General features: G+C 71.7%; 19 protein-coding genes. 2 read left to right on the top strand and 17 right to left on the bottom strand.

What is annotated here, in order from left to right; genetic code table 11:
* Positions 1-15: 15 nt before the first annotated feature.
* From KLP28_00185 to KLP28_00235, 11 genes are all read right to left on the bottom strand, one after another.
* Entirely contained in the window at positions 16-495 is a 480-nt protein-coding gene (locus KLP28_00185; protein ID QWC86699.1) for a shikimate kinase, read from the bottom strand.
* An 80-nt stretch (positions 496-575) separates the two neighbouring features.
* Positions 576-1,754, bottom strand: a complete 1,179-nt coding sequence (aroC, locus tag KLP28_00190; protein QWC85257.1) for a chorismate synthase — start codon at positions 1,752-1,754, stop codon at positions 576-578.
* Positions 1,755-1,846: 92 nt separating this feature from the next.
* Complete coding sequence (locus KLP28_00195; GenBank protein QWC85258.1) at positions 1,847-2,623, bottom strand: A24 family peptidase; 777 nt, start codon at positions 2,621-2,623, stop codon at positions 1,847-1,849.
* Positions 2,624-2,633: 10 nt separating this feature from the next.
* On the bottom strand, positions 2,634-3,473 hold the full coding sequence (locus tag KLP28_00200) for a shikimate dehydrogenase (GenBank protein ID QWC85259.1): 840 nt from the start codon (positions 3,471-3,473) through the stop codon (positions 2,634-2,636).
* Positions 3,474-3,485: 12 nt separating this feature from the next.
* Positions 3,486-4,598 carry an endolytic transglycosylase MltG gene (mltG, locus tag KLP28_00205; GenBank protein ID QWC85260.1) on the bottom strand — a complete coding sequence of 371 codons (1,113 nt, stop codon included), beginning with the start codon at positions 4,596-4,598 and terminating at the stop codon, positions 3,486-3,488.
* A 76-nt stretch (positions 4,599-4,674) separates the two neighbouring features.
* On the bottom strand, positions 4,675-5,151 hold the full coding sequence (gene ruvX / locus KLP28_00210; GenBank protein QWC85261.1) for a Holliday junction resolvase RuvX: 477 nt from the start codon (positions 5,149-5,151) through the stop codon (positions 4,675-4,677).
* Positions 5,152-5,163: 12 nt separating this feature from the next.
* On the bottom strand, positions 5,164-7,875 hold the full coding sequence (gene alaS / locus KLP28_00215; protein ID QWC86700.1) for an alanine--tRNA ligase: 2,712 nt from the start codon (positions 7,873-7,875) through the stop codon (positions 5,164-5,166).
* 94 nt (positions 7,876-7,969) lie between these two features.
* A complete protein-coding gene (locus KLP28_00220; GenBank protein ID QWC85262.1) occupies positions 7,970-8,320 on the bottom strand; it encodes a hypothetical protein in 351 nt (116 codons plus the stop codon).
* Positions 8,321-8,524: 204 nt separating this feature from the next.
* On the bottom strand, positions 8,525-9,043 hold the full coding sequence (locus tag KLP28_00225) for a hypothetical protein (protein QWC85263.1): 519 nt from the start codon (positions 9,041-9,043) through the stop codon (positions 8,525-8,527).
* Between the two features lie 10 nt (positions 9,044-9,053).
* Positions 9,054-10,457, bottom strand: a complete 1,404-nt coding sequence (locus KLP28_00230) for a replication-associated recombination protein A (protein ID QWC86701.1) — start codon at positions 10,455-10,457, stop codon at positions 9,054-9,056.
* Positions 10,454-12,268 carry an ABC transporter ATP-binding protein gene (locus KLP28_00235; protein ID QWC85264.1) on the bottom strand — a complete coding sequence of 605 codons (1,815 nt, stop codon included), beginning with the start codon at positions 12,266-12,268 and terminating at the stop codon, positions 10,454-10,456. Before KLP28_00235 ends, KLP28_00230 begins: the two co-directional genes overlap by 4 nt.
* A gap of 41 nt (positions 12,269-12,309) precedes the next feature.
* Here KLP28_00235 and KLP28_00240 point away from each other — a divergent pair, with 41 nt between their 5' ends.
* A complete protein-coding gene (locus KLP28_00240) occupies positions 12,310-12,870 on the top strand; it encodes a hypothetical protein (protein ID QWC85265.1) in 561 nt (186 codons plus the stop codon).
* A 14-nt stretch (positions 12,871-12,884) separates the two neighbouring features.
* Here KLP28_00240 and KLP28_00245 read toward each other — a convergent pair whose 3' ends face one another.
* From KLP28_00245 to KLP28_00270, 6 genes are all read right to left on the bottom strand, one after another.
* Positions 12,885-14,012, bottom strand: a complete 1,128-nt coding sequence (locus KLP28_00245; GenBank protein QWC85266.1) for an ABC transporter permease — start codon at positions 14,010-14,012, stop codon at positions 12,885-12,887.
* Between the two features lie 7 nt (positions 14,013-14,019).
* Complete coding sequence (locus tag KLP28_00250) at positions 14,020-15,591, bottom strand: ABC transporter permease (GenBank protein ID QWC85267.1); 1,572 nt, start codon at positions 15,589-15,591, stop codon at positions 14,020-14,022.
* An 89-nt stretch (positions 15,592-15,680) separates the two neighbouring features.
* Positions 15,681-17,498, bottom strand: a complete 1,818-nt coding sequence (locus KLP28_00255) for an ABC transporter family substrate-binding protein (GenBank protein QWC85268.1) — start codon at positions 17,496-17,498, stop codon at positions 15,681-15,683.
* A 235-nt stretch (positions 17,499-17,733) separates the two neighbouring features.
* The gene (aspS, locus tag KLP28_00260) at positions 17,734-19,545 is read right to left on the bottom strand and encodes an aspartate--tRNA ligase (protein ID QWC85269.1); all 1,812 of its coding nucleotides are present in this window, start codon (positions 19,543-19,545) and stop codon (positions 17,734-17,736) included.
* Positions 19,542-20,828, bottom strand: coding sequence for a histidine--tRNA ligase (gene hisS / locus KLP28_00265; GenBank protein QWC85270.1), 1,287 nt, complete (start codon positions 20,826-20,828; stop codon positions 19,542-19,544). The genes aspS and hisS overlap by 4 nt, the downstream gene beginning before the upstream one ends.
* A gap of 9 nt (positions 20,829-20,837) precedes the next feature.
* Positions 20,838-21,563 (bottom strand): MBL fold metallo-hydrolase, encoded by a 726-nt coding sequence (locus tag KLP28_00270; protein QWC85271.1) that lies wholly within the window; start codon positions 21,561-21,563, stop codon positions 20,838-20,840.
* A 390-nt stretch (positions 21,564-21,953) separates the two neighbouring features.
* On the opposite strand from KLP28_00270, the gene KLP28_00275 reads away from it, so the two are divergent.
* The gene (locus KLP28_00275) at positions 21,954-23,156 is read left to right on the top strand and encodes a DUF349 domain-containing protein (GenBank protein ID QWC86702.1); all 1,203 of its coding nucleotides are present in this window, start codon (positions 21,954-21,956) and stop codon (positions 23,154-23,156) included.
* Positions 23,157-23,210 lie beyond the last annotated feature (54 nt).

Raw genomic sequence — 23,210 nt, forward strand, 5'->3', positions numbered from 1 at the left:
CGTCGACGGGATCGCTCATCGGTGGGCCCAGAGCTCCTTCTCGATGCGGTCGACGACCTCGGCGGCAGCGAGTCCGTCGGTGTCGATCGTCGCCGTCGCGACGGCGGCGTAGATCGGGGCGCGCTCGTCGAGCAGCTTCTTCACCGTGCCGCGCACGTTGCCGAGCAGCAGCGGTCGGGAGGTGCCGAGCCCGACGCGCTTGACGGCCTCGGACAGGCCCACCGAGAGGAACACGACCGTGTGCTCGCGCAGCTGCTCCTGGGTGCGCTCGTCGAGCACGGCGCCGCCGCCCAGCGCGAGCACGCCCGGGTGCGTCTTGAGCCCGGCGACGACCGCGAGCCGCTCCTTGTCACGGAAGTACGGCTCGCCGTCGTCGACGAAGATCTCCGAGATCGGCCGACCCTCGAGCCTCTCGACGTCGGCGTCGGTGTCGCGGAAGTCGACCCCCCACCGCTGTGCCAGCAGGCGGCCCACGGTGCTCTTACCCGCCCCCATGGGGCCGACCAGCACCACGCGCGGCTGCACGGGAGGCGGCTCCGACGGCACCGGGTGGGCGGTCGGCTGCTCGGTCGTCATCACCGGTACCGCAGCGAGGACAGGTAGGTCTCCACGTTGCGCCGCGTCTCGCCCACCGAGTCCCCGCCGAACTTCTCCAGGACGGCGTCGGCTACCACCAGGGCCACCATCGCCTCGGCGACGATGCCGGCGGCGGGGACGGCGCAGACGTCGGAGCGCTGGTGGTGCGCCTTGGTGGCCTCGCCGGTCGCGACGTCGATCGTGCTGAGTGCGCGGGGCACGGTCGCGATGGGCTTCATGGCGGCGCGTACGCGGAGCGGCTCGCCGGTGCTCATGCCCCCCTCGGTGCCTCCGGCGCGGCCGGTGGCGCGGCGGATGCCCTCGCCGGAGTCCACGATCTCGTCGTGCGCCTGGGACCCCGGGGTCGCGGCGAGGGCGAACCCGTCGCCGACCTCGACGCCCTTGATGGCCTGGATGCCCATCAGGGCGCCGGCGAGCCGGGAGTCCAGGCGGCGGTCCCAGTGCACGTGGGACCCGAGGCCCGGCGGGAGGCCGTGCACCACGACCTCGACGACGCCGCCGAGCGTGTCGCCGTCCTTGTGCGCCTGGTCGATCGCCGCGACCATCGCGTCGGTGCCCTCGGGGCTCAGGCAGCGCACGGGGTTCTCGTCGAGCGCGGGCACGTCGGCAGCCACCGGGACCGAGCCGGGGGGTGCCTCGGCGGACCCGATGCGGACGACGTGGGACACCACGTCGGCGTCGCAGACCTGCGTCAGGAACGCCGTGGCCACCGCGCCGAGCGCGACCCGGGCGGCGGTCTCACGGGCCGAGGCACGCTCGAGGATCGGCCGTGCCTCGTCGAAGTCGTACTTCTGCATGCCGACCAGGTCGGCGTGACCCGGCCGGGGCCGGGTGAGCTTGGCGTTGCGGGCCAGGGAGTCGAGCTCGGCCTGGTCGACCGGGTCGGCGGCCATGACCTTCTCCCACTTGGGCCACTCGGTGTTGCCGACCTCGATGGCCACCGGGCCACCCTGGGTGCGGCCGTGGCGTACGCCGCCGATCATCGTGACCTCGTCGGCCTCGAACTTCATGCGGGCGCCGCGGCCGTAGCCGAGCCGGCGGCGGGCCAGCGCGTCGACGACGTCGGCGCTCGTGATCTCGACGTGGGCCGGCAGGCCCTCGAGGATCGCGACGAGCGAGGGTCCATGGGATTCACCCGCGGTCAGCCAGCGCAACATGTGGCCGATCTTCCCACGGGGCCCCCGGCCGGGGCGGGGCGGTGCGGGCCGGTGCTGGGCGGGAGATGGCCGCGCGGACGCAGGCGTACGGCTCAGCCCGCGCTGGGCCCCCCGAGCAGCGCGCGCAGCAGGGGCTCGCCCACCACGAGCCCGACCAGGGCCCCGAGCAGCATGTACGGCCCGAAGGGATAGCCGCGGACCCGTGGCAGCCCGCGGACCCGGCGCCACACGACAGGCACCAGCCCGCCGACGGCGCCGAGCAGGAACGCGGCCTCCAGGCCGACGAGCAGCGGGGCCAGGCCCGCGTACCCCAGCACCATGCCGAGGAGGCCGGCGAGCCGCACGTCGCCGTAGCCCATGCCCGCGGGGTAGACGAGGTTCAGCACCAAGTAGAGCCCGCCGAGCACCAGCCAGCCGAGGGCAGCGCCGCGGAGCACGGTCCAGGAGCCGTCGACGACCGCGCCCAGCAGGAGCAGGGCGACCAGGGCGGGGTACGCGGGCTTGATGAGCGCGGAGGGCAGCAGCCGGGTGCGTGCGTCGATGTAGGCGAGTGCCACGCCGAGCGGCACCATCATCAGCAGCGCCGGCAGCAGCCCCGGGCGCCCGAGCTCCTCGACGGCGAAGCCGCAGGCCGCTCCGGCCGCGGCGCCGGCGAGCACGCACCAGGCCCGCAGCCCGCGGGCGCGGGCGAGCACGGCGTACGGGATCTTCGGCGTCGGCGGCGCGAGCGGGTCGCCGACGCCCTCGCGCTCCTCGACCTCGGGCTCCGGAGCGGGCTCGGGCAGGCGCGCCACCACCGTAGGCACCATCGCGCTCAGCCCCGCTGCGACGAGAGCCGCGACGAGCACGAGCAGGACGTCGGAGGACACCCGGGCGAGGTTAGTGGTCCACCCGTGCGGCCAGGGCCCGCTCCCCCGCCTGTCTCATCGCTGCCACGGGTGCGGTAGGGACGCCCGTCATCAGCTCGAGCTGGCGGGCGGCCTGGTGCACCAGGAGGTCGAGGCCGCTCACCAGCGTCTGCCCGGCCTCGGTGGCCGCCGAGGCCAGCGGGGTGGGCCACGGGTCGTAGAGCACCTCGAACACGACGGCGGCCGGCGCGCAGCGGCGTACGAGCGCGGGCGTCTGGGCGGCGGCGGGGATCGTGGAGACGACGACGTCGACCGCGAGGGGCTGCTCGTCGGTGAGCAGCGCGGTCGTGAGCCGTGGCGCCGCCTCGTGGCGGGCCACGGCGTCGAGCGTCTTTCGAGCCCGTGCGGGGTCGCGGACGAGCACGACCGCCTCGTCGCAGCCCAGGTCGGCGAGGGCGAGCAGCGTCGAGGTCGCGGTCGCGCCGCCGCCGAGCACCGCAGCGGTGCGTACGGGACCCTCGTGCCGCTCGCGGATGGCCGCGACGGCGCCGGGCACGTCGGTGTTGTCGCCGCTCAACCGACCATCAGGTGCGACCAGGACGGTGTTCGCGGCGCCCGCCAGGGCTGCCGTCGGTGCGACCTCGTCGAGGAGCGGCATGACGGTGCGCTTGAGCGGCATGGTGAGGGACAGACCCCGCCACTCCGTGCCCTGGCCGTGCAGCCCGGTCAGGAAGCCGGCGAGAGCCCGCTCGTCGACACGGTGGGCGCCGTAGGCCCAGTCGGTCAGGCCGAGCTCGTCGTACGCGGCGGCGTGCAGCACCGGGGAGAGGGAGTGCTCGATCGGGTCGCCGAGCACGGCGCAACGGGGCATCCGGGGCCGTGGTCAGCAGGCGTCGGACTGCGTCGCGCAGTACTCGTCGAGCTCGCGACGGAAACCGAGGAACGTGTCGTAGTCCTCGGCGAACTTCGTCTCGCCGGTGCGCAGGTTCACCGTCACGTAGTAGAACCACGGACCGTCCGCCGGGTTGGCCGCCGCCTCGATCGCGGCGTCACCGGGCGACTCGATGGGCGAGGGCGGCAGTCCGGGGTTCTGGTAGGTGTTGTACTCGGACTCCTGCTGCAGGTCCTCGAAGGTGGCGCGGGCCCCGATGTCGGAGTTGATGTAGTTCAGGGTCGAGTCGATCTGCAGCAGTCCGTCGGTCTCGTCACCCTCGAGCCGGTTGTAGATGACACGGGCGACCTTGGGTCGGTCCTGGTCGCGGCTGGCCTCGGCCTCCACGAGGCTCGCGATGATCATCAGCTCGTCGGCGGTGTAGCCGAGCTCCTCGGCCCGCGCATCGAGGTTCGCCTCGTCCGCGGCCTGGCGCCACCGGTCGACCATCGTGGTCAGCATCGACTCCGGTGTCGCATTCGGCGGGAAGGCGTACGTGGCGGGGAAGAGGTAGCCCTCGGGGTTGCCGTCGGCGTACTCGGGCAGACCGATGTCGCCGCGGAGCGCCCGGCGGAAGGCACGCTGACCGAAGTCGGTGCCCCGGGCGAGCTGCGCGACGGTGTCGTCGACCGTGAGTCCCTCGGGGATGGTCACCGAGGTCTGCAGGATGTTGTCGGGGTCGACCAGCACCTCGAGCGCGCCCTGGGCCGACATCTGCTGGCGCAGCTCGTAGAAGCCGGCCTGGATCCCGCTGGAGCGCTCATCGGCGCGGGCGGCCTCGATGAAGGCTTCCGCGCTCTGCACGACGTCCTGCTGCTCCAGTGCCGTGGCGATCTCGTTCTCGGGCGTGTCACCGGGCTGCACCTCGTACACGACCTCACCGGTGCCGGGTCCCGGGTAGTCGGCGACCGGCTCGGTGTCGAAGCGGCCGTCGAGCGCCTCGAGCCCACGCTGCACGCCGAAGTAGCCGGCGCCGACGATCACCGCCAGCACCACCAGGGCGACCACGCAGCCCAGGCCACGGCGGCGACGTGGTCCGTCGTCGGAGAAGTCGAGCTGGCTCACGTCGGGCTCCTGGGTGGCTGGTCCGCCGGGGGTCTGGCGTGCTGGTCGGTCGGGTCGGTCCGAGAGGTGGGTCCGGCTAGGGGTTCGAGGGTACGTCCACGACCTGGCCGGGTGCCCTGCCGCTGCCCCGCTCGGTGTCGAGTGCGTGCTGCAGGATCACCTGGGCGGCGACCTGGTCGACCACCGCACGGCGCTTCTTTCCCTTGCGTCCCTGCTCGCGCAGCACCGACTCCGCGGAGACGGTGGACAGACGCTCGTCGCAGAGTCTCACGGGCACGGGCGAGATTCTGGCAGCGACGTCGACGGCGAAGGTCCGTGCCTTGGCCGCCGCGGGGCCCTCCGAGCCCGACAGCGACCGCGGCAGGCCGACCACCACCTCGACCGCCTCGTGCTCGACGACGAGGTCGGCGACCTCGGTGAGCACGTCGACCGGCTTGCGGCCGGTGACCGCCACCGTGCCGACGGGGGTCGCGATCATGCCCGAAGGATCGCAGCGGGCGACCCCGATGCGCGCGTCACCGGGATCGAGCCCGAGGCGTACGCCACGTCTCACGGCCGCAGCCTCTCAGCGGCCCTGCACCGAGGCCGCGACCTCGCGGCGCACCGCCTCGAGGGCGGCCTCGACCTGCGTGGCGTCACCGCCGCCGCCCTGCGCGACGTCCGGCTTGCCGCCACCGCGGCCACCGAGCGTGGTGGCGACGGTGCGCACCAGGTCGCCGGCGGACAGACCACCGGCGCGCGCGGCGTCGTTGACCGCGACGACCACAGCGGGCTTGTCGTCGGTGACCCCGACGATCGCGACGACGGCGGGACGGGAGGCGGGGATGCGGCCGCGGACGTCGAGGGCGAGGGTGCGTACGTCGCCGGGTGCGGCGCCGTCGGCACGGTGCGCGACGACCGCGACGCCGGCGACGTCGGTCGCCTGCGCCGCCATGTCGCCCGCGGAGCTGAGCAGCTGGCCGATGCGGACCTTCTCGATCTCCTTCTCGGCGGCGCGCAGTCGCTCCACGAGGTCCTCGACCCGCTCGGGAAGCTGCTCGGGACGTACCTTCAGCGCCTCCGACAGCTGCGCCACCAGCACGTGCTCGCGGGCCAGGAAGCGGTAGGCGTCACCGCCGACGAGCGCCTCCACACGGCGTACGCCCGACCCGATGGAGGACTCCCCCAGGAGCTTGACGACGCCGAGCTGGCCCGACCGCTCGGTGTGGGTGCCGCCGCACAGCTCGCGGGCCCAGTCGCCGACGGAGACCACGCGCACCTCGTCGCCGTACTTCTCGCCGAACAGCGCCATCGCGCCCGAGCGCACGGCCTCGGTCTGCGTCATGATCTCGGCCTCGACCGCGAGGTCGGCCAGCACGAGGTCGTTGACACGGGCCTCGACGTCGGCCATCGCCGAGGCAGGCACGGAACCGCTGGCGGAGAAGTCGAAGCGGAACCGGCCGGGGGCGTTCTCAGAGCCGGCCTGGGTGGCCGTCTCGCCGAGAGCCTCCCGGAACGCCTTGTGCACCATGTGCGTCGCGGTGTGGGCGCGGCTGATCGAGCGCCGGCGCTCGAGGTCGACCAGGGAGGAGGCCTGGGCCCCGACCGTCACCTCGCCCTCGAGCACCCGCGCGGCGTGCACGATGACGCCGGAGACCGGCGACTGCACGTCGAGCACCTCGATGCGGGCGCCGTTGTCGAGCTCGATGACGCCCTGGTCGGCGAGCTGCCCACCGCCCTCGGCGTAGAACGGGGTGCGGTCGAGCACCACCTCGACCGTGTCGCCCACGCCTGCCGCGTGCACCGTGCGCCCGGCCGAGACCAGGCCGCGTACGGTGCCCTCGGTGCTGGTCAGACGGCTGCTGTCGTAGCCGGTGAACTCGACGTCGACACCCATCGAGTCCGCGATCTCGCGGTAGGCCGAGGCGTCGGCGTGCTGGCCCTTCTTCGCGCGGGCGTCGGCCTTGGCGCGCTCGCGCTGCTCGCCCATCAGCCGCCGGAACTCGGGCTCGTCGACAGCGAGACCCTTCTCGGCCGCCATCTCCAGGGTCAGGTCGATCGGGAAGCCGTAGGTGTCGTGCAGCGCGAACGCCTGCGCGCCGGAGAACGTGACCGCGCCCTTGCCCTTCGCCTCCGCCGCGGCCGAGTCGAAGATGCGGGTGCCGCTCGCGAGGGTGGAGCGGAAGGCGTCCTCCTCGGCGTACGCCACCGTGCTGATGCGCTCCCAGTCGCGCACGAGGTCGCCGTAGGTCTCGCCCATCTTGTCGCGGCTGACCGGCATCAGCTCAGGCAGTGTGCGGTCCTCGACGCCGAGCAGACGCATCGAGCGCACCGCGCGGCGCAGCAGCCGTCGCAGCACGTAGCCGCGGCCCTCGTTGCCGGGCGTCACACCGTCGCTGATCAGCATCATCGAGGACCGGATGTGGTCACCGACCACACGCAGCCGCACGTCGTCCTCACGGGAGCGGCCGTACGTCTTCCCGGCGAGCTCGGCAGCCTTGGCGATGACCGGCCACACGACGTCGATCTCGTACATGTTCTCGACGTCCTGCATCAGCAGCGCGACGCGCTCGAGGCCCATGCCGGTGTCGATGTTCGCGGCCGGCAGCGGCCCGGCGATGTCGAAGTCGACCTTGGAGCGCACCGCGGAGAGCTCCTCCTGCATGAAGACCAGGTTCCAGATCTCCAGCAGCCGGTCCTCCAGCGCAGGCTCCATGTCGGGGCCGATCGCGGCGGGGTCGAAGTCGGGTCCGTACGCCGGACCGCGGTCGTACAGGATCTCCGAGCACGGACCACCCGGGCCGGGCACGCCCATCGACCAGTAGTTCTCGCGACGACCCAGCTTGAGGATGCGGTGCTCGGGCAGGCCCGTGACCTTCATCCACAGGGCGAGCGCCTCGGCGTCCTCGGCGTACACGCTCGGGTAGAGGCGCGACTCCTCCAGCCCCCACCCCCCGTCGGCGCGCGGCTTGGTCACCAGGTCCCAGGCGAGCTCGATGGCCCGCTCCTTGAAGTAGTCGCCGAAGCTGAAGTTGCCGCACATCTCGAAGAACGTGCCGTGGCGGGTGGTCTTGCCGACGTCCTCGATGTCAGGGGTGCGGATGCACTTCTGGATGCTGGTCGCCGTGGCGTACGGAGGCGTCTGCTGGCCGAGGAAGAACGGCTTGAACGGCACCATGCCGGCGTTGACGAACAACAGGTTCGGGTCCTCGAGCAGCAGCGAGGCCGAGGGCACGGGGGTGTGGCCGGCGGCCTCGAAGTGCGCGATGAAGCGACGCCGGATCTCCGCGGTGTCCAAGGGGGTGTCCAAGGGGGTCTCCATCGGGGTGTGCCTCCGGGGTCGATGCGTGCCCCGTCCGGTGATCGACCGGCGGGCGTGGGAAGAGCCTGCCTCAGGAAGCGCGGGCGGCGGCGGTCGGGTGCGCCGCGCCTGCGGCGGGCTCGAGCGAACGGTCTCGCGTCGCCAGCTCGCGGGCCGGGCCGCTCTCGAGAGTCTTGCGAGCCTCGCTGTTCTCGCTGCTCTCAATGCTCTCGAGGGCGAGGCCGAGCTCGGCGCGGATCTCGGCCTCGCGGGTCGCGGTCGCGGCCCGGACGTCGTCGGCGAGAAGGCGAGCACCCAGGGCGAGGGCCCCCACCCGGTCGGCGAGTCCCTCGGGCGTGACGGCCTCGGCGAGACGGCGGGCGCGCACCATGGCGTACACCCCGGTGCCTGCACCGGCCACGAACCACAAGCCTCGACCCATGCGGGGCACCTTACCGCCGCCCGCTGGACCGCCCGCCCCCACGATGTCCGAATGGTCCCGCTCGTGGTCCTGCTCTGCCCCTCCGGCCGCCCCCGGAACGCCCGCGTATGCGGGCAATCCCGAACATGTGCGGCGTTGCAACCCCGCGCACGTACCCCAACGTCCGCGTACGCGGGCGTTCAGGGAGCCGGGGCGTACGGGGGCTCAGTCGGAGTCGGTGAGGCCCGCGCGCTGCTGGTCACGCACCAGGCGCCGGGCCGTACGCAGCTCCTCGCGGCGCTGCTTGCGCGCCCGACGCACCTCCTGCTTCATGGCGAAGCCGATGCGGTTGCGGTTCGCGGGACGCAGCGCCGTCCGCAATCCGTGCGCGACGGCCATGCCGCGCACGACTCCCTCCCCCAGCGGGCCCGACACCACGATGCGCGTGGGCGCGTGGCTGACCTCCGGCTCGACCTTGCGGATGCCGGCGTCGGTGATGAGGTACCCGGTCTCCGCCGCCGCCTCGCGCTGGCGCCGGGTGTCCTCCACCTCTCCGGCCAGCCGGTCCAGGCGCGCGGTCAGCACGGCGACGTCCTCGCGGGCCTGGTCCGCGGCAGCCCGGTCGGCGGCGGCGCGACGTCGCGTGGAGCGCACGGACACGAGAAGGACACCGACCAGCACCAGCAGCACGACGAGGACGGCGAGCGCGACCAGGGCGGTCACGAGCCACGCGTCGGAGGACATGACGGGCACGCTACGTGCCGCCGCCGGGTCCTCGCGAGCCGCGCACGATGCGGCGTACGCGCTCCCACCGCTCCTTGACGCCGGCCTCGGCCCCGATCGGCTTCGGCTCGTAGTAGGCGGCACCGTCGACGACGTCGGGGGCGTACTGCTGCGCGGCGATCCCGTACGGCTCGTCGTGCGCGTAGACGTATGCGGACCCGTGGCCGAGCTTCTTGGCGCCGGCGTAGTGGGCGTCGCGCAGGTGCGGCGGCACCGGCCCGATCAGACCCTTCGCCACGTCGGCGCGCGCCCGGGAGATGGCGGTGGTGACCGCGTTGGACTTCGGTGCGACGGCCAGCGCGACCGTCGCGTGGGCAAGCGTCAGCTGCGCCTCGGGGAACCCGATCAGCGCCACGGCCTGCGCCGCCGCGACCGCGGTCGGCAGCGCCGTCGGGTCGGCCAGCCCGATGTCCTCGCTGGCCAGGATCATCAGGCGGCGTGCGATGAAGCGCGGGTCCTCCCCCGCCTCGATCATGCGCGCCAGGTAGTGCAGCGCCGCGTCGGCATCGGACCCGCGGACGGACTTGATGAAGGCGCTGGTGACGTCGTAGTGCTGGTCGCCGTCCTTGTCGTAGCGCACCGCCGCCTTGTCCACCGCCAGCTCCGCGGTCGCGAGGTCGACGACGTCGCGGCCCCGCGACCGCGCCGCCCCGGCCGCTGCCTCGAGGTAGGTGAGGCCACGGCGGGCGTCGCCGCCGGCGAGGCGTACGAGGTGGTCCAGGGCCTCGTCGTTTACCGCGACCTCCCCGGCGAGACCACGCTCGTCGGCGACGGCGCGTGCCATGACCTCGCGGATGTCGTCGTCGGTCAGCGACTCCAGCGTCAACAGCAGCGACCGGCTCAGCAGCGGCGAGATCACCGAGAAGTACGGGTTCTCGGTCGTCGCCGCCACCAGGGAGACCCACCGGTTCTCCACCCCTGGCAGCAGGGCGTCCTGCTGGGCCTTGGAGAAGCGGTGCACCTCGTCGACGAAGAGCACGGTCTCCTGTCCCGACCGCACCAGCTCGGCGCGCGCGGCCTCGATCGCTGCGCGCACCTCCTTGACGCCCGCCGAGACCGCGGAGACCTCCACGAAGGCCCGGTCGGTCTGTCCGGAGAGGATCGAGGCGATCGTCGTCTTGCCCACCCCGGGCGGCCCCCACAGCAACAGCGACATCGGCTGGTCGCCCTCGACGAGCCGACGAAGGGGCGATCCCTCGACCCGCAGGTGCGCCTGGCCGGCCAGCTCGTCGAGCGTGCGCGGCCGCATCCTGACGGCGAGCGGCGCCGAGGCGTGCGCGTTGCCCGCGAGGCTGCCGGCGCCACGGGGCGTACGCGCGGCGCCCCCGGCGCCCGGGGTCTCGAAGAGCGCGTCCGGCTCGTCCGAGGTCGTCAGGAGACGCCCGCCTGCTCGATCATCCGGTCGCGCTGCTCGCGGCGCTGTCGCTGCACGTCCGGGTCCGGCACCGGGACGGCGGCGACCAGGCGCTGGGTGTACTCGTGCCGCGGCTCCAGCACGACCTGGTCGCGGCTGCCCATCTCGACCAGCTCGCCGTGCCGCATCACCGCGATGCGCGAGCACACCATCTCGATCACGCCCAGGTCGTGGCTGATGAACAGGCTCGCGAAGCCGTGCTCGCGCTGCAGCTCACCGAACAGCTCGAGCACCGTCGCCTGCACCGAGACGTCCAGTGCGGAGGTCGGTTCGTCGGCCACGAGCAGCGTCGGCTCGAGGGACAGCGCCCGGGCGATGCCGACGCGCTGCTTCTGGCCGCCGGAGAGCTCGTGGGGGTAGCGGTTGCGATAGGACCGCGGCAGCTGCACGTCGTCGAGCAGCTTCTCGACCGCCTGTGCCAGGCCCTTGCTGCGCAGCTTCTTGTGCAGGTACATCGGCTCGCCGATCGAGTCACCGATCGGCATCCGCGGGTTCAGCGAGCTCGACGGGTCCTGGAAGACGATGCCGACCTTGTCGCGCAGCGGCTTCAGGTCGCGCGCCCTCGCGCCCTTCATCTGGACGCCCGCGACCTCCAGTGAGCCGGAGTGCACCGGGAGCAACCCCACCACGGCCCGTCCGATGGTGGACTTGCCCGAGCCCGACTCGCCCACGAGGCCGACGACCTCGCCGGGCATCAGCGAGAAGCTGACGCCGTCGACGGCGCGGAAGGCGGGCTGTCGCCCCTGCTTGGGGTACTCCAGCACCAGGTCCTCGGCCTTCAGCACCGGCGTACGCCCCGTGCCGTGCTCCCGCACGTCCACGTGCTCGCCGGGCTCGCTGCTGCCGGACTCCTTCACCGTCGTCGGCATCGCAGGGGTGCCCTGTCCGGCGGACGCCCGCTCCGACGTCTGGCCCGACGTCTGGGCCGACGTCGTGCCGGCGAGCGAGCCGAAGTGCGGCACCGCGGCGAGGAGCTCCTTGGTGTACGCGTGCTGCGGGTCGCCGAAGATCTTCGCCGCCGTGCCGCTCTCGACGACCTCACCCTGGCGCATCACGATGATGCGGTCGGCCATGTCGGCGACCACGCCCATGTCGTGGGTGATGAGCACGATGCCGGCGTCGATGCGCGAGCGCAGGTCCCGCATCAGCTTGAGGATCTCGGCCTGGACGGTCACGTCGAGGGCGGTCGTCGGCTCGTCGGCGACAAGCAGGCCCGGGTCGCAGGCGAGAGCCATGGCGATCATGGCGCGCTGCCGCTGGCCGCCGGAGAGCTGGTGCGGGAAGTTGCCGAAGCGTCGCTCCGGCTCGGGGATCTCCACCAGCCGCAGCAGCTCCAGCGCCCGCTCCTTCGCCTCCGCCGGGCCCATGTCGAGGTGCGTACGGATCATCTCCACGAGCTGGAACCCGACCGTGTAGACCGGGTTCATGGCCGTCATCGGCTCCTGGAAGATCACCGCCATGTCCTTGCCGCGCACGTCGCGCAGCGCCGATCCCTTCATGCCGATGAGCTCGCGACCGTTGAGCCGGGCACTGCCGGAGGCGCGGCCGTTGCCCGGCAGCAGCCCGAGCAGCGACATCGACGACTGCGTCTTGCCCGAGCCGGACTCGCCGACGATGGCGAGCACCTCGCCGCGGGCGACGGTGTAGCTGAGCGACCTGACGGCGGGGAACCACTCCCCCTCGACGTAGAAGGCGACCGAGAGGTCCTCGACCTCGAGGATGTTCTGCCCGGCGCTCTCGCGCTCCGCGCTGGCGTTCCCCGTGCTGCTCATGGCCTGCCTCCTGCTCGGGTCGGGTGTGCGACCGTGGGCGGATGGGTGTTCCGGACGACGAGACCGTGGCCTACCGGCCCGGCACCTCGAGACCGATCGCCGTCGCGACGGTGCTCATGTGCGCGGTGCTGGCCGGCGGCCAGCTGCTCGGCAGCCCGTTGGACGCCGCGTCGACGTACGCCGTGCTCGCCGGTCTGCTGTTCGTCGCGACGCTGGCGTGGGTGGCCCTGTGGCAGCCGGTCGTGCGCGTGCTGCCGCACGGCGTGGAGCTGGAGAACCCCGTGCGCCGCGTGCTCGTCACGTGGCCCGCCCTGCACGAGGTCGACGGCCGCTTCGGGCTGCGGCTGCGGACGGCGGAGAGCCACTGGTCGGCCTGGGCGGCGGGTCCTCCGTCCGGCCGTGCCCGCACGCGCGGCCAGGCCAGCGAGGCAGCGGCGCTGGTGCGGACGCACTGGGACCGCGTACGCGACGCCGGCCACCTCGACAGCGGCGCCGTCGAGGGGCCGACCGCGCAGGTCACGTGGCGTACGCCCCAGCTGGTCGCGCTCGCCGTGCCCGCCGTGCTGCTGCTCGGAGCGCTGCTGGCGGTCGCTCTCGGCTGACCCGATCGCGTCGCTCACGACGGCTTCCGGGCCTGTTCTGCCTCCTCGGCGTCCTTCATCGACGGACGTCCGGCACCGGCGCCGACGCGCGAGGTCGAGGTCGACTCCTGGGCGGCCAGCGCCTTGTCCATCTCGCGCGCCGAGGGGATCTTCTTCTGGCGGGGGTCGAACGCGTCGCGCAGACCGTCGCCGATGAAGTTGATGCTCAGCACGATGATGATGATGAACAGTCCGGGCCACCAGAAGAGCCACGGCCGGGTCGTGAACGCCGACTGGTACTCGCTGATCAGCTGACCGAGCGAGACCTCGGGCTGGGTGATGCCGAAGCCCAGGAAGCTGAGCGCCGTCTCCAGCAGCACGGCGATGCTCATGAGGAGCGTGGTGTTGACGATGATCACGCCCGCGGCGTTGGGCAGCATGTGCTTGAACATGATGCGCGTGTTCGACGCTCCTGCGACCCGGGCCGCGTCGACGAACTCGCGCTCGCGCAGCGTCAGGAACTCCGCTCGCACGAGTCGTGCGAGGGAGGTCCAGGTGATCGCTCCCAGCGCCAACGCGAGGTAGAGCCAGTTGCCGCCGCCGGCGAGCTTGCCGAGCACCGCGCCGACGACGATCACCGGGAAGGTGATGATGAGGTCGGTGAAGCGCATCAGCGCGCCGTCGGTGAAGCCGCGGAAGAAGCCGGAGACCGCCCCGAAGACGATGCCGATCGCACCGGCGACGAGGCCGATGATGATGGTGACGTTGAACGAGACCTGCACGCCCCGCATCACCATCGCGAAGTTGTCCTTGCCGATGGTGTCCTGGCCGAAGGGGTGCTCCCCCCACGCCAGCCCCGACCCGCCCAGCCACGTCGGCAGCCCGAGCGTCGGTTGGCCGCGGTTCAGCACGTCGTTGGTGGTGGTGTAGTCGAACTTCCACCAGCCGGGGATCGGGCCGACGCCCACGGAGCTGTACGCGAGCACCAGCACCGCGCCGAGCACGACGAGCGAGACCATCGCGCCGGTGTGGCGGAAGAACCGCTCCCGGACGATCTGGCCCTGCGACTTGCCCTCGACGGCCTTGAGCTCGATGGCGTTCTCCCCGGCTCCGACGGACCCGGAGGTCGAGGAGGCGGGCGGCGTGTTGTCGGTGGAGGTCATGGTCGCCTCAGCTCACTCGGATGCGGGGGTCGAGCACGGCGTACGCGAGGTCGGCGACGAAGTTCGCCACGACCGCGAGGATGCCGACGACGAGGATGAAGGCCATCACCGGGTCGATGATGTTCTCGTTGAGCGAGTCGACGAACAGCTTGCCCATGCCGAACCAGCTGAAGATCGACTCGGTGATGACGGCGCCGCCTGCGAGCGTGATGATGTCGACCGGCACGACCGAGGCGAGCGGCAGCAGCGCGTTGCGGAACGCGTGCCGCATCACCACCGTGCGCTCATTGAGGCCCTTCGCCCGCGCGGTGCGGATGTAGTCGGCGTTCATCGTCTCGAGCATCGAGGCCCGGCTGTAGCGCGTGTAGCCGGCGAAGCTGATCAGCAACAGCGTGATCGAGGGCAGCAGCAGGTGGGTGAAGGTGTCGATGGAGGTGATCCAGAAGTCGCCGTCGAGGTTCGGCGTCGATCGTGAGGTCGTCGCGATCGGACGCCCGCGCAGCTCGTCGACGTAGTCGGGCCACGAACGCAGCACCCGGTCGAGGAACAGGAGGGTGGCCACCGGGAGCGCCGTGATCGCCGCGGTGCGGGCCGAGGCTCCCTTGTCGGGGCCGCCCCAGGCGAACCCGACGGCGATGCCGACGAGCACGGCGACGACGCCGAGACCCAGCACCCGCCAGATCGTCTCCTCGAGCGCGGCCCAGACGAAGAACATCGGGTACCACAGCGCGATGCCGATGCCCGCGACGGTGAGGGCGGCGTACAGCGCCCGCCGGTTGCGCAACCCGGTGCTCAGCGCCGTGATACCGACGGCGGCGCCGAGCGATCCGAGCGCGACCCCGGGCAGCCCGAGCGACGGCGTGACGAGGAAGTCCGCGACGTCGATGTAGACGAGCAGCGCGGCGATGATCGCGGCCGAGGCGCCGAAGGTGATGAGCCGGCGCCGGCGGTCTCCCCCGACGCCGGCCGAGACGGCCAGCCCGACGAGTGCCGAGGCGATGACGATGAACAGCACGCCGATGGTCGGGTCGGCCAGGAAGTCGTTGAACTGGATGGCCAGGAACTCTTTGGCCAGCACCGCGACCCAGAAGACGGGCAGCGAGTAGAAGAGGAACGACACGAAGGTCGAGGAGTAGTCGAAGCCCGAGTACTGCCGCAGCGCGGAGACGATGCCGACGGCGACACCGAGGAAGATCGCGAGGATCGCCGAGGCCGTGACCAGCAGCATCGTGGTGCCGATCGCGCCGGCGATGAGCGAGGTCACCTCCTGGTTGGTCCTGAAGTTGATGCCGAGGTCGCACTGGCCGACGAGGCAGCCGCCGGCGCCCTGCGCCCAGTCGAGGTAGCGCACGACGACGGGGTCGTCGAGGTTCAGTCGTGCGATGCGGTTGGCGATCAGCTGGTCCCGGTTGGGTGCGGTGGAGATCCGCAGGTCCTCGAGAGGATCGATGGCCAGGTCGACCAGCACGTACATCAAGAAGGTGGAGACGGCGACGACGAGCGCCGAGGAGAGCAGGCGTCGTGTCAGGTAGGTGACCATCGCGGGTCGGACCTCCAGGGAGCAGGGACGGGACACCACCGGGAGGGGGGTGCCACCACCGTACGCGCGTACGGCGGCAGCACCCCCCTGCCTACCCCCCGGTCAGGAGAGGTGGTGCGACGACGAGATCAGTTCGAGGGGATCGACCAGTCCCAGAACCCGTAGAACATCGTCGGGCTGATGGCGATCGTCTCGATGCCGTCGATGCGGTCGGTGTTGACGAACGTGGCGCTGGGGAACTGGAACAGCGTCAGGCCGTACGCGTCGTCGACCAGCTCGGACTCGATGGTCGTCAGCAGCTCGTCCTGCTCGGCCTCGTCCTGGCTGACCGCCAGCTGCTGGTAGGCCTCGTCGACGGTCTCGTTGGAGTAGCCGTTGAGGTTGTTGAGACCCCCGGTGCGGTAGGTCTCGCTCGACTCAGTGACCGCGGTCGAGGTCGAGGCCCAGGCGAAGAACACCGAGTCGTAGGTGCCGTCGCCGAGCTTGGAGCCCCAGTCGATGTTCTTGCGGTCGATGAGGTTGAAGCCGACCTCGGCCATGCGCGGCTGCACGATCTGGAACAGCTGGCTGCGGCGCTCGTTGTCGGCGGCGTACATCATGCGCACGTCGATCGGGGTGTCCACCCCGGCCTGCTCGAGCAGCTGCTGGGCGCGCTCGGGGTCGGCCTGGGCGTAGGCGTCGGTGCCGTTGTTGGCGGCCACCTCGTCGTAGCCCGGGGCACCCGGGATCTTGGTGAAGGAGTCGCGCACGACGGCCTCGGGGTCGACTGGCTGGATCAGCTTCTCGACGATCTCCTGGCGCGGGAAGGCCGCCATGAAGGCCTCGCGCACCAGCTGCGCGGTCTCCTCGTCGCCGCCGTACGCGGCCGGGTCGAACGGGCCGCCGTTGTCGTAGACGAGGTCGAAGTGCTCGTACGCGGCCTCCTCGGCCGTGGTGACCTCGATGTTGCCGCTGCCCTCGGCCGCCTGGATCAGGTCGGAGGTGACCTGCGGCTGCATCGCGTCGATCTCGCCGTTCTGCAGCTGCTGCAGCTGGGAGTTCGGGTCCTCGTTCCAGATCACCGTGATCTGGTCAAGGTTGCCCTCGAGCTCGCCCGTGTACTCCGGGTTCTTCTCCAGGGTCGCGAACTGGTTCTCCTGCATGTCGGTCAGCACGTACGGACCGTTGGAGAGGTAGAGCGACTCGTCGTCGGGGAGCTGCTTGAAGTCGTAGCCGTCGTTCCAGAAGTTCGCGATCTGGGCGAGCTGGTTGTTGTTGCCCTCCTGGATCGCCGAGATCAGCGTGTCCTTGGCCTCCTGCGGGTCGGCGATGTCGAGGGCCTGCTGCACGGTGGCGTGCGCCGGCACGGTCATCGAGCCCAGACCGAAGTCGAGCTCCCAGTCGGCGAAGGGCTCGTCGTAGGTGACGGTGATGGACTTGCCGTCGTCACCGATCTCGGGGATCTCGGTGATGAACGGGAGACCGGCCGAGGAGGTGTCGAAGTAGACACCGTTGTCGCCCTCGACGGAGTCCTTGGTGTTGACGTTGCCGGAGCCGGCGGCCCACCAGAGCATCATGTCGGCGGCGTCGACGGGGGTGCCGTCGGACCAGTTGACGTCGTCGTTGATCGTCCACTTGACGGTCAGCGGGTCCTCGGAGACCTGCTCGTAGGTGCCGAAGCTCTCGTCCTTCACGAGCTCGAGGTCTTCGTTGTAGTAGTTGAAGCCACGCACGACCATGGTCTTGATGACCGCGTTGGCCGAGGCGTTGCCGTCGGAGGTCGCCTCGTTGTAGGAGTAGAACGGCTGGTTCCAGCCGACGTTGACGCTGCCGCCGGTGGATGCGCCGCCTCCGTCGCTGTTGTCGCCCGAGCTGGGGTTGTCGCTCGTCTCGGGTGCGGAGCACGCGGCCAGCGACAGGGCGAGGGTGGCCACGGCGCTTGCGGCGAGGAACTTCTTCTGGATCACGGTTCTCCTTCTACGGCCGTCGTGCGTCACGACCACCTCGTACGAGGCCCGGCTCAGGTATGCCGGACACGGGACGGAGAGAACCTAGGTCGCCGACGTTTCATGGGGAATTCACCGAGGGCGATGGTTGACGATCGTTACCAATCTGCGATCAAAGTTACGGCGTGAAAGAGTCTTTGGTCGGAGACCGGACAAATCCTGCCGAACCTGTACAGACCGGTTGCACGTGAGCTCCTCAGGACACGGGGGGAGCGGCCGCGGGCGCGGTCTCGCTCGGCTCTCCCGTCGGCGTGGCCGGCTTCGCGTCCACGCCCGCCTCCTTGCGCTGCGCGGCCGTGATCGGCGCGGGCGCTGCGGTGAGCGGGTCGTAGCCCCCACCGGTCTTGGGGAAGGCGATGACCTCGCGGATCGAGTCCGTGCCGCTCAGCAGGGCACAGATCCGGTCCCACCCGAACGCGATCCCGCCGTGCGGCGGGGCGCCGTACTTGAAGGCCTCGAGCAGGAACCCGAACTTCTCGGCCGCCTCCGCCTCGTCGAGACCCATCACGCCGAAGACGCGCTCCTGCACGTCCTGGCGGTGGATACGGATCGACCCGCCACCGATCTCGTTCCCGTTGCAGACCACGTCGTAGGCGTACGCCAGCGCCGAGCCGGGGTCGGTGTCGAAGGTGTCCGTGAACTCCTCCTTCGGCGAGGTGAAGGCGTGGTGCACGGCCGTCCAGGCGCCGTCGCCGACCGCCACGTCACCCGCGGCGACCGCGTCACCTGCAGGCTCGAACATCGGCGCGTCCACCACCCACAGGAAGCTCCAGGCGTCCTCGTCGACGAGACCGACCCGGCGACCGATCTCCATGCGCGCGGCACCCAGGAGCGCCCGGGAGGACTTCGTGGCACCCGCCCCGAAGAACACGCAGTCGCCCGGCTGCGCGCCGACGTGGGCTGCGAGGCCCTCGCGCTCGGCGTCCGAGAGGTTCTTGGCGACCGGGCCACCGAGCGTGCCGTCCTCGCCGACGAGCACGTACGCCAGGCCGCGGGCGCCGCGCTGCTTGGCCCACTCCTGCCAGGCGTCCAGCTGGCGGCGGGGCTGGTCGGCTCCCCCGGGCATGACGACGGCGCCGACGTACTCGGCCTGGAACACCCGGAACGGGGTGTCGGCGAAGTAGTCGGTGCACTCCACGAGCTCGATCGGGCACCGCAGGTCGGGCTTGTCCGAGCCGTAGCGGCGCATCGCCTCGGCGTACGTCATGCGAGGCAGCGGGGTCGGCACCTCGACGTCGATGAGCGCCCAGACCTCGCGGAGCAGCCGCTCGGCCAGCTCGATGACGTCGTCCTGCTCCACGAAGCTCATCTCGATGTCGAGCTGGGTGAACTCGGGTTGCCGGTCGGCGCGGAAGTCCTCGTCGCGGTAGCAGCGCGCGATCTGGTAGTACCGCTCGAGCCCACCGACCATCAGCAGCTGCTTGAACAGCTGGGGGCTCTGCGGCAGGGCGTACCAGCTGCCGGGGCGCAGCCGCGCGGGCACCAGGAAGTCGCGGGCGCCCTCGGGCGTCGAGCGCGTCAGGGTGGGGGTCTCGACCTCGACGAAGTCGGCGTCGCCGAGCACGCGGCGCGCGGCGGCGTTGACCCGCGAACGCAGCCGGATCGCCGCAGCCGGAGCGGGGCGTCGCAGGTCCAGGTAGCGGTGCGCCAGGCGCGTCTCCTCGCCGACCTCGACGTGCTCGTCGATGGGGAAGGGCAGCGGCGCGGCGGTCGAGAGCACCTCCACCTCGGTGGCGATCACCTCGATCTCCCCTGTCGGGATGGCGTCGTTGGCGTTGCCCTCGGGGCGTGCGGAGACCTCACCGACGACCTTGAGGCAGAACTCGTTGCGGAGCCGGTTGGCCACCTCCTCGTCGCGCACCACGACCTGCACCACGCCGGAGGCCTCGCGCAGGTCGATGAAGGCCACGCCGCCGTGGTCGCGGCGGCGCGCGACCCATCCGGCGAGGGTGACGGTCTGGCCGACGTGGTCGGCGCGCAGGGCGCCGGCGTCGTGGGTGCGGATCACGGGTTCTCCTCGATCAGGGTGGTCAGGGTGGTGACGATGTCGGTGAGCGGCACCGCGACCTGCTCGCCGGTGCCGAGCGTCTTGAGCTGCGCGAGACCCTGGTCGAGGTCGCGCTCGCCGAGCACGACGGCGTACGCGGCGCCCGAGCGGTCGGCTGCCTTCATGGCGCCCTTCAGGCCGCGGCCGCCGAAGCTCATGTCGGTGCGTACGCCCGCGCGCCGCAGGCGTGACGCGAGCCCCGCGGCGGGGCGCGAGATCACGGCGGTGTCCCCGATGGGCACGACGTAGACGTCGAGGGGGCGGCCGGGCCCCGGGGTCAGGCCCTCGGCCTCGCAGGCCAGCAGGGTGCGGTCGACGCCGAGGCCGAAGCCGATGCCTGACAGCGACTGGCCGCCGAGACTCTCCATCAGCCCGTCGTACCGGCCGCCGCCGCCGATGCCGGACTGGGCGCCGAGGCCGTCGTGCACGAACTCGAAGGTGGTGCGCGTGTAGTAGTCGAGGCCTCGCACCATGCGGGCGTTGACCTCGTAGGCCACCTCGAGGTCGGCGAGGTGCTCACGCACCCGGGCGAAGTGCGCCGCGCAGTCCTCGCAGAGGTGGTCGAGCATCAGCGGCGCGTCGTCGAGCTGCGCACGCACCTCGGGACGCTTGTCGTCGAGCACCCGCAGCGGGTTCAGCCGTGCCCGCTCCTGGGTCGCCTCGTCGAGGTCGAGCCCGGCGAGGAACTCGATCAGCCGCTCCCGGTAGCCCGGCCGGCAGGAGCCGCAGCCCAGCGAGGTCAGCTCGAGGCGGTAGCCGGTCAGCCCGAGCGCCCGGAAGCCGTCGTCGGCCAGCGCCACGACCTCGGCGTCCAGCGCCGGGTCGTCGGAACCGATCGCCTCGACACCGAACTGCTGGAGCTGGCGGTACCGGCCGTGCTGGGGCCTCTCGGCCCGGAAGAACGGGCCCGCGTACGACAGCTTCACCGGCAGCTGCCCACGGTCGAGGCCGTGCTCGATGACCGACCGCATCACCCCGGCCGTGCCTTCGGGCCGCAGGGTCAGGGACCGGTCGCCGCGGTCGGTGAAGGTGTACATCTCCTTCGACACCACGTCGGTGGACTCCCCCACCCCGCGCACGTAGAGAGCGGTGTCCTCGAAGACGGGCAGCTCGACGTGGCCGTAGCCCGCGAGACGGGCCGGCCGTGAGAGGGCCTCGTGGACGGCGGTGAAGCGCGCGGAGTCCGGCGGCAGGTACTCCGGCACGCCCTTGGGCGCCGCGATCGGCCTGGGCTTGGTGGTCATGGGTGCTCCTCAGAGGCCGCGGCGGACCTGCCGGGGCTCGCCCGCGTCGTCGATCAGCTGGCGCAGGTAGGGGTTCGTCGCGCGTTCGCGACCGATGCTGGTCTGGTTGCCGTGGCCGGGCAGCACGACGATGTCGTCGGGCAGGGTCAGCACCTTCTCCCGCAGCGACTGCAGCATCGTGGGGTGGTCACCCCCGGGGAGGTCGGTGCGGCCGATGGAGCCCTCGAAGAGCAGGTCGCCGGAGAACATCACCTGGGAGACGTCCTGCTCGGCGTACGGGACCCGGAAGGCCACCGAGCCGCGCGTGTGGCCCGGCGCGTGGTCGATGGTGAACTCGATGCCCGCGAGCTCGACGGCGAGACCGTCGGTCAGCTCGCGCACCTCGTCGGGCTCCTTCCACTCCGCCTTCTCGTCACCCAAGAGGTTCGGGAGCATCCGGTTCATGTCCGCGCTCATGCCCGTCTCGGGGTTCGTCAGCAGGTGACGGTCCTCGGGGTGCACCCAGGCGGTGGCGTCGTACGCCCCGGAGACCGGTGCGACGGTCCACATGTGGTCGAGGTGACCGTGGGTGAGGAGCACGTGCACGGGCTTGAGGTTGTGCTCGCGGACGACCTGGGCGACACCGTCGGTGGCCTGGTAGCCGGGGTCGATGACGACGCACTCGGCGCCCGGACCGGTCGCAGCGACGTAGCAGTTGGTGCCCCACGGGCCGGCGGGGAATCCTGCGAGGAGCACGGCAGCCTCCGAAGCGGCGGGTCGAGGATGAGCGAGGCGTCGACCGCGAGGCCGCGACGGCGTGCAGCCGGCATGCGAGGGATCCGACGCCGCGAGTCACCCTAGCCCCTGACCTCGCAGTTAGAGTGAGCGACCGTGAGCACGGACATCCCGCAGGAGCAGCCCGACGCCCCCGCCGACGAGACCGCCGAGACCGCCGAGCAGGCGCCGACACCGCCTCCTGCTGCGCCTCGGCCGCGCCCCACCCCGACGCCGGGCCCGGGTGCGGTCGCGCGAGCCGTACGCGCCCCGTCGGCGCCGCCGCGTCCCGCGCCGCCCTCAGCGGCCCCGGAGGGCACCACCGCCGAGGACGTCGCCGCCGGGCGCTCGGAGGCCGCGACGTTCGGCCGGGTGACCGAGGACGGCACCGTCTTCGTCCGTGACGGCGACGGGGAGAGGGAGGTGGGCCAGTACGCCGCGGACTCCCCGGACGCCGCCCTCGCCTTCTACGTACGCCGGTTCGAGGCCCTCGAGGGCCAGGTCGAGCTGCTCGAGCAGCGGCTGCGCACCGGTGCGGTGAAGCCCGACGAGGCCTCCAAGACCGCGGCCCGACTGCGCGAGGACGTCGACGGCGCCGCCGCCGTGGGTGACCTCGACGGGCTGCTCACACGCATCGCCGCGATGGACGAGCTCGTCGCGGCGGCCCGCGAGGAGCGCAGGGCCGAGCGCGAGAAGGCGCGCGCCGTCGCCCTGAAGAACAAGGAGAAGATCGTCGCCGCGGCCGAGAAGGTCGCCGAGGGCTCGGACTGGCGCAACGGCATGAACCGGCTGCGCGACCTCCTGGCCCAGTGGAAGGCCGAGGCGCGGCTCGACAAGCCGACCGACGACGCGCTGTGGCAGCGGTTCTCCGGCGCCCGGTCCGCGTTCGGCAAGAAGCGCAAGGCCCACTACGCCGAGATGGACGCCAAGCGCGGCGAGGCGGCCGTGGTGAAGAAGCGCCTGCTCGCCGAGGCCGAGAAGCTGAAGGACTCCACCGACTGGGGCCCCACCTCGGGTCGCTTCCGCGACCTCATGCGCGACTGGAAGGCCGCCGGTCCGGCGCCCCGCGACGTCGAGGACACGCTCTGGAACGACTTCCGCGTCGCCCAGGACCACTTCTTCGCCGCGCGCGACGCGATGAACGCCGAGCTCGACAAGGAGTTCGCCGGCAACGCCGAGGTCAAGGAGCAGCTGCTGGTCGAGGCAGAGGCGCTGCTGCCGGTGAAGGACCTCGCCGCCGCGAAGGCGTCCCTGCGCGACATCGGTGAGCGGTGGGACGCCGCCGGCAAGGTGCCCCGGGCGCGCATCAAGGAGCTCGAGGGCCGCATGAGCGCGGTGGAGAAGGCCGTGCGCGACGCGGACGACGCGCGCTGGAAGCGGACCAACCCCGAGGCCGCGGCCCGCGCTCAGGCGACCGTCACGCAGCTGGAGTCCCTCATCGCCGACCTGGAGAGCAAGAAGGCGAAGGCAGACGCGGCCGGCAACGCCAAGGCCGCGGCCGAGGCGGCCGAGGCGATCCAGGCGCGGCAGCTGTGGTTGGCGGAGGCACAGAAGGCATTGAACGACTACAGCTGACGCCCGGTGGTTGAGGAGCCGAGGAACGAAGGCGTCTCGAAACCATTCAAGCCT

Source organism: Nocardioidaceae bacterium (genome assembly GCA_018672315.1).
Taxonomy (GTDB): Bacteria; Actinomycetota; Actinomycetes; order Propionibacteriales; family Nocardioidaceae; genus TYQ2.

Bases quoted from the DNA above. Each gene is read 5' to 3' on its own strand.
- KLP28_00225 (QWC85263.1), bottom strand. From the start codon at position 9,043: ATGTCCTCCGACGCGTGGCTCGTGACCGCCCTGGTCGCGCTCGCCGTC.
- hisS (QWC85270.1), bottom strand. From the start codon at position 20,828: ATGACCACCAAGCCCAGGCCGATCGCGGCGCCCAAGGGCGTGCCGGAG.
- KLP28_00240 (QWC85265.1), top strand. From the start codon at position 12,310: ATGGGTGTTCCGGACGACGAGACCGTGGCCTACCGGCCCGGCACCTCG.
- KLP28_00200 (QWC85259.1), bottom strand. From the start codon at position 3,473: ATGCCCCGTTGCGCCGTGCTCGGCGACCCGATCGAGCACTCCCTCTCC.
- KLP28_00220 (QWC85262.1), bottom strand. From the start codon at position 8,320: ATGGGTCGAGGCTTGTGGTTCGTGGCCGGTGCAGGCACCGGGGTGTAC.
- KLP28_00235 (QWC85264.1), bottom strand. From the start codon at position 12,268: ATGAGCAGCACGGGGAACGCCAGCGCGGAGCGCGAGAGCGCCGGGCAG.
- KLP28_00185 (QWC86699.1), bottom strand. From the start codon at position 495: ATGGGGGCGGGTAAGAGCACCGTGGGCCGCCTGCTGGCACAGCGGTGG.
- aroC (QWC85257.1), bottom strand. From the start codon at position 1,754: ATGTTGCGCTGGCTGACCGCGGGTGAATCCCATGGACCCTCGCTCGTC.
- KLP28_00245 (QWC85266.1), bottom strand. From the start codon at position 14,012: ATGACCTCCACCGACAACACGCCGCCCGCCTCCTCGACCTCCGGGTCC.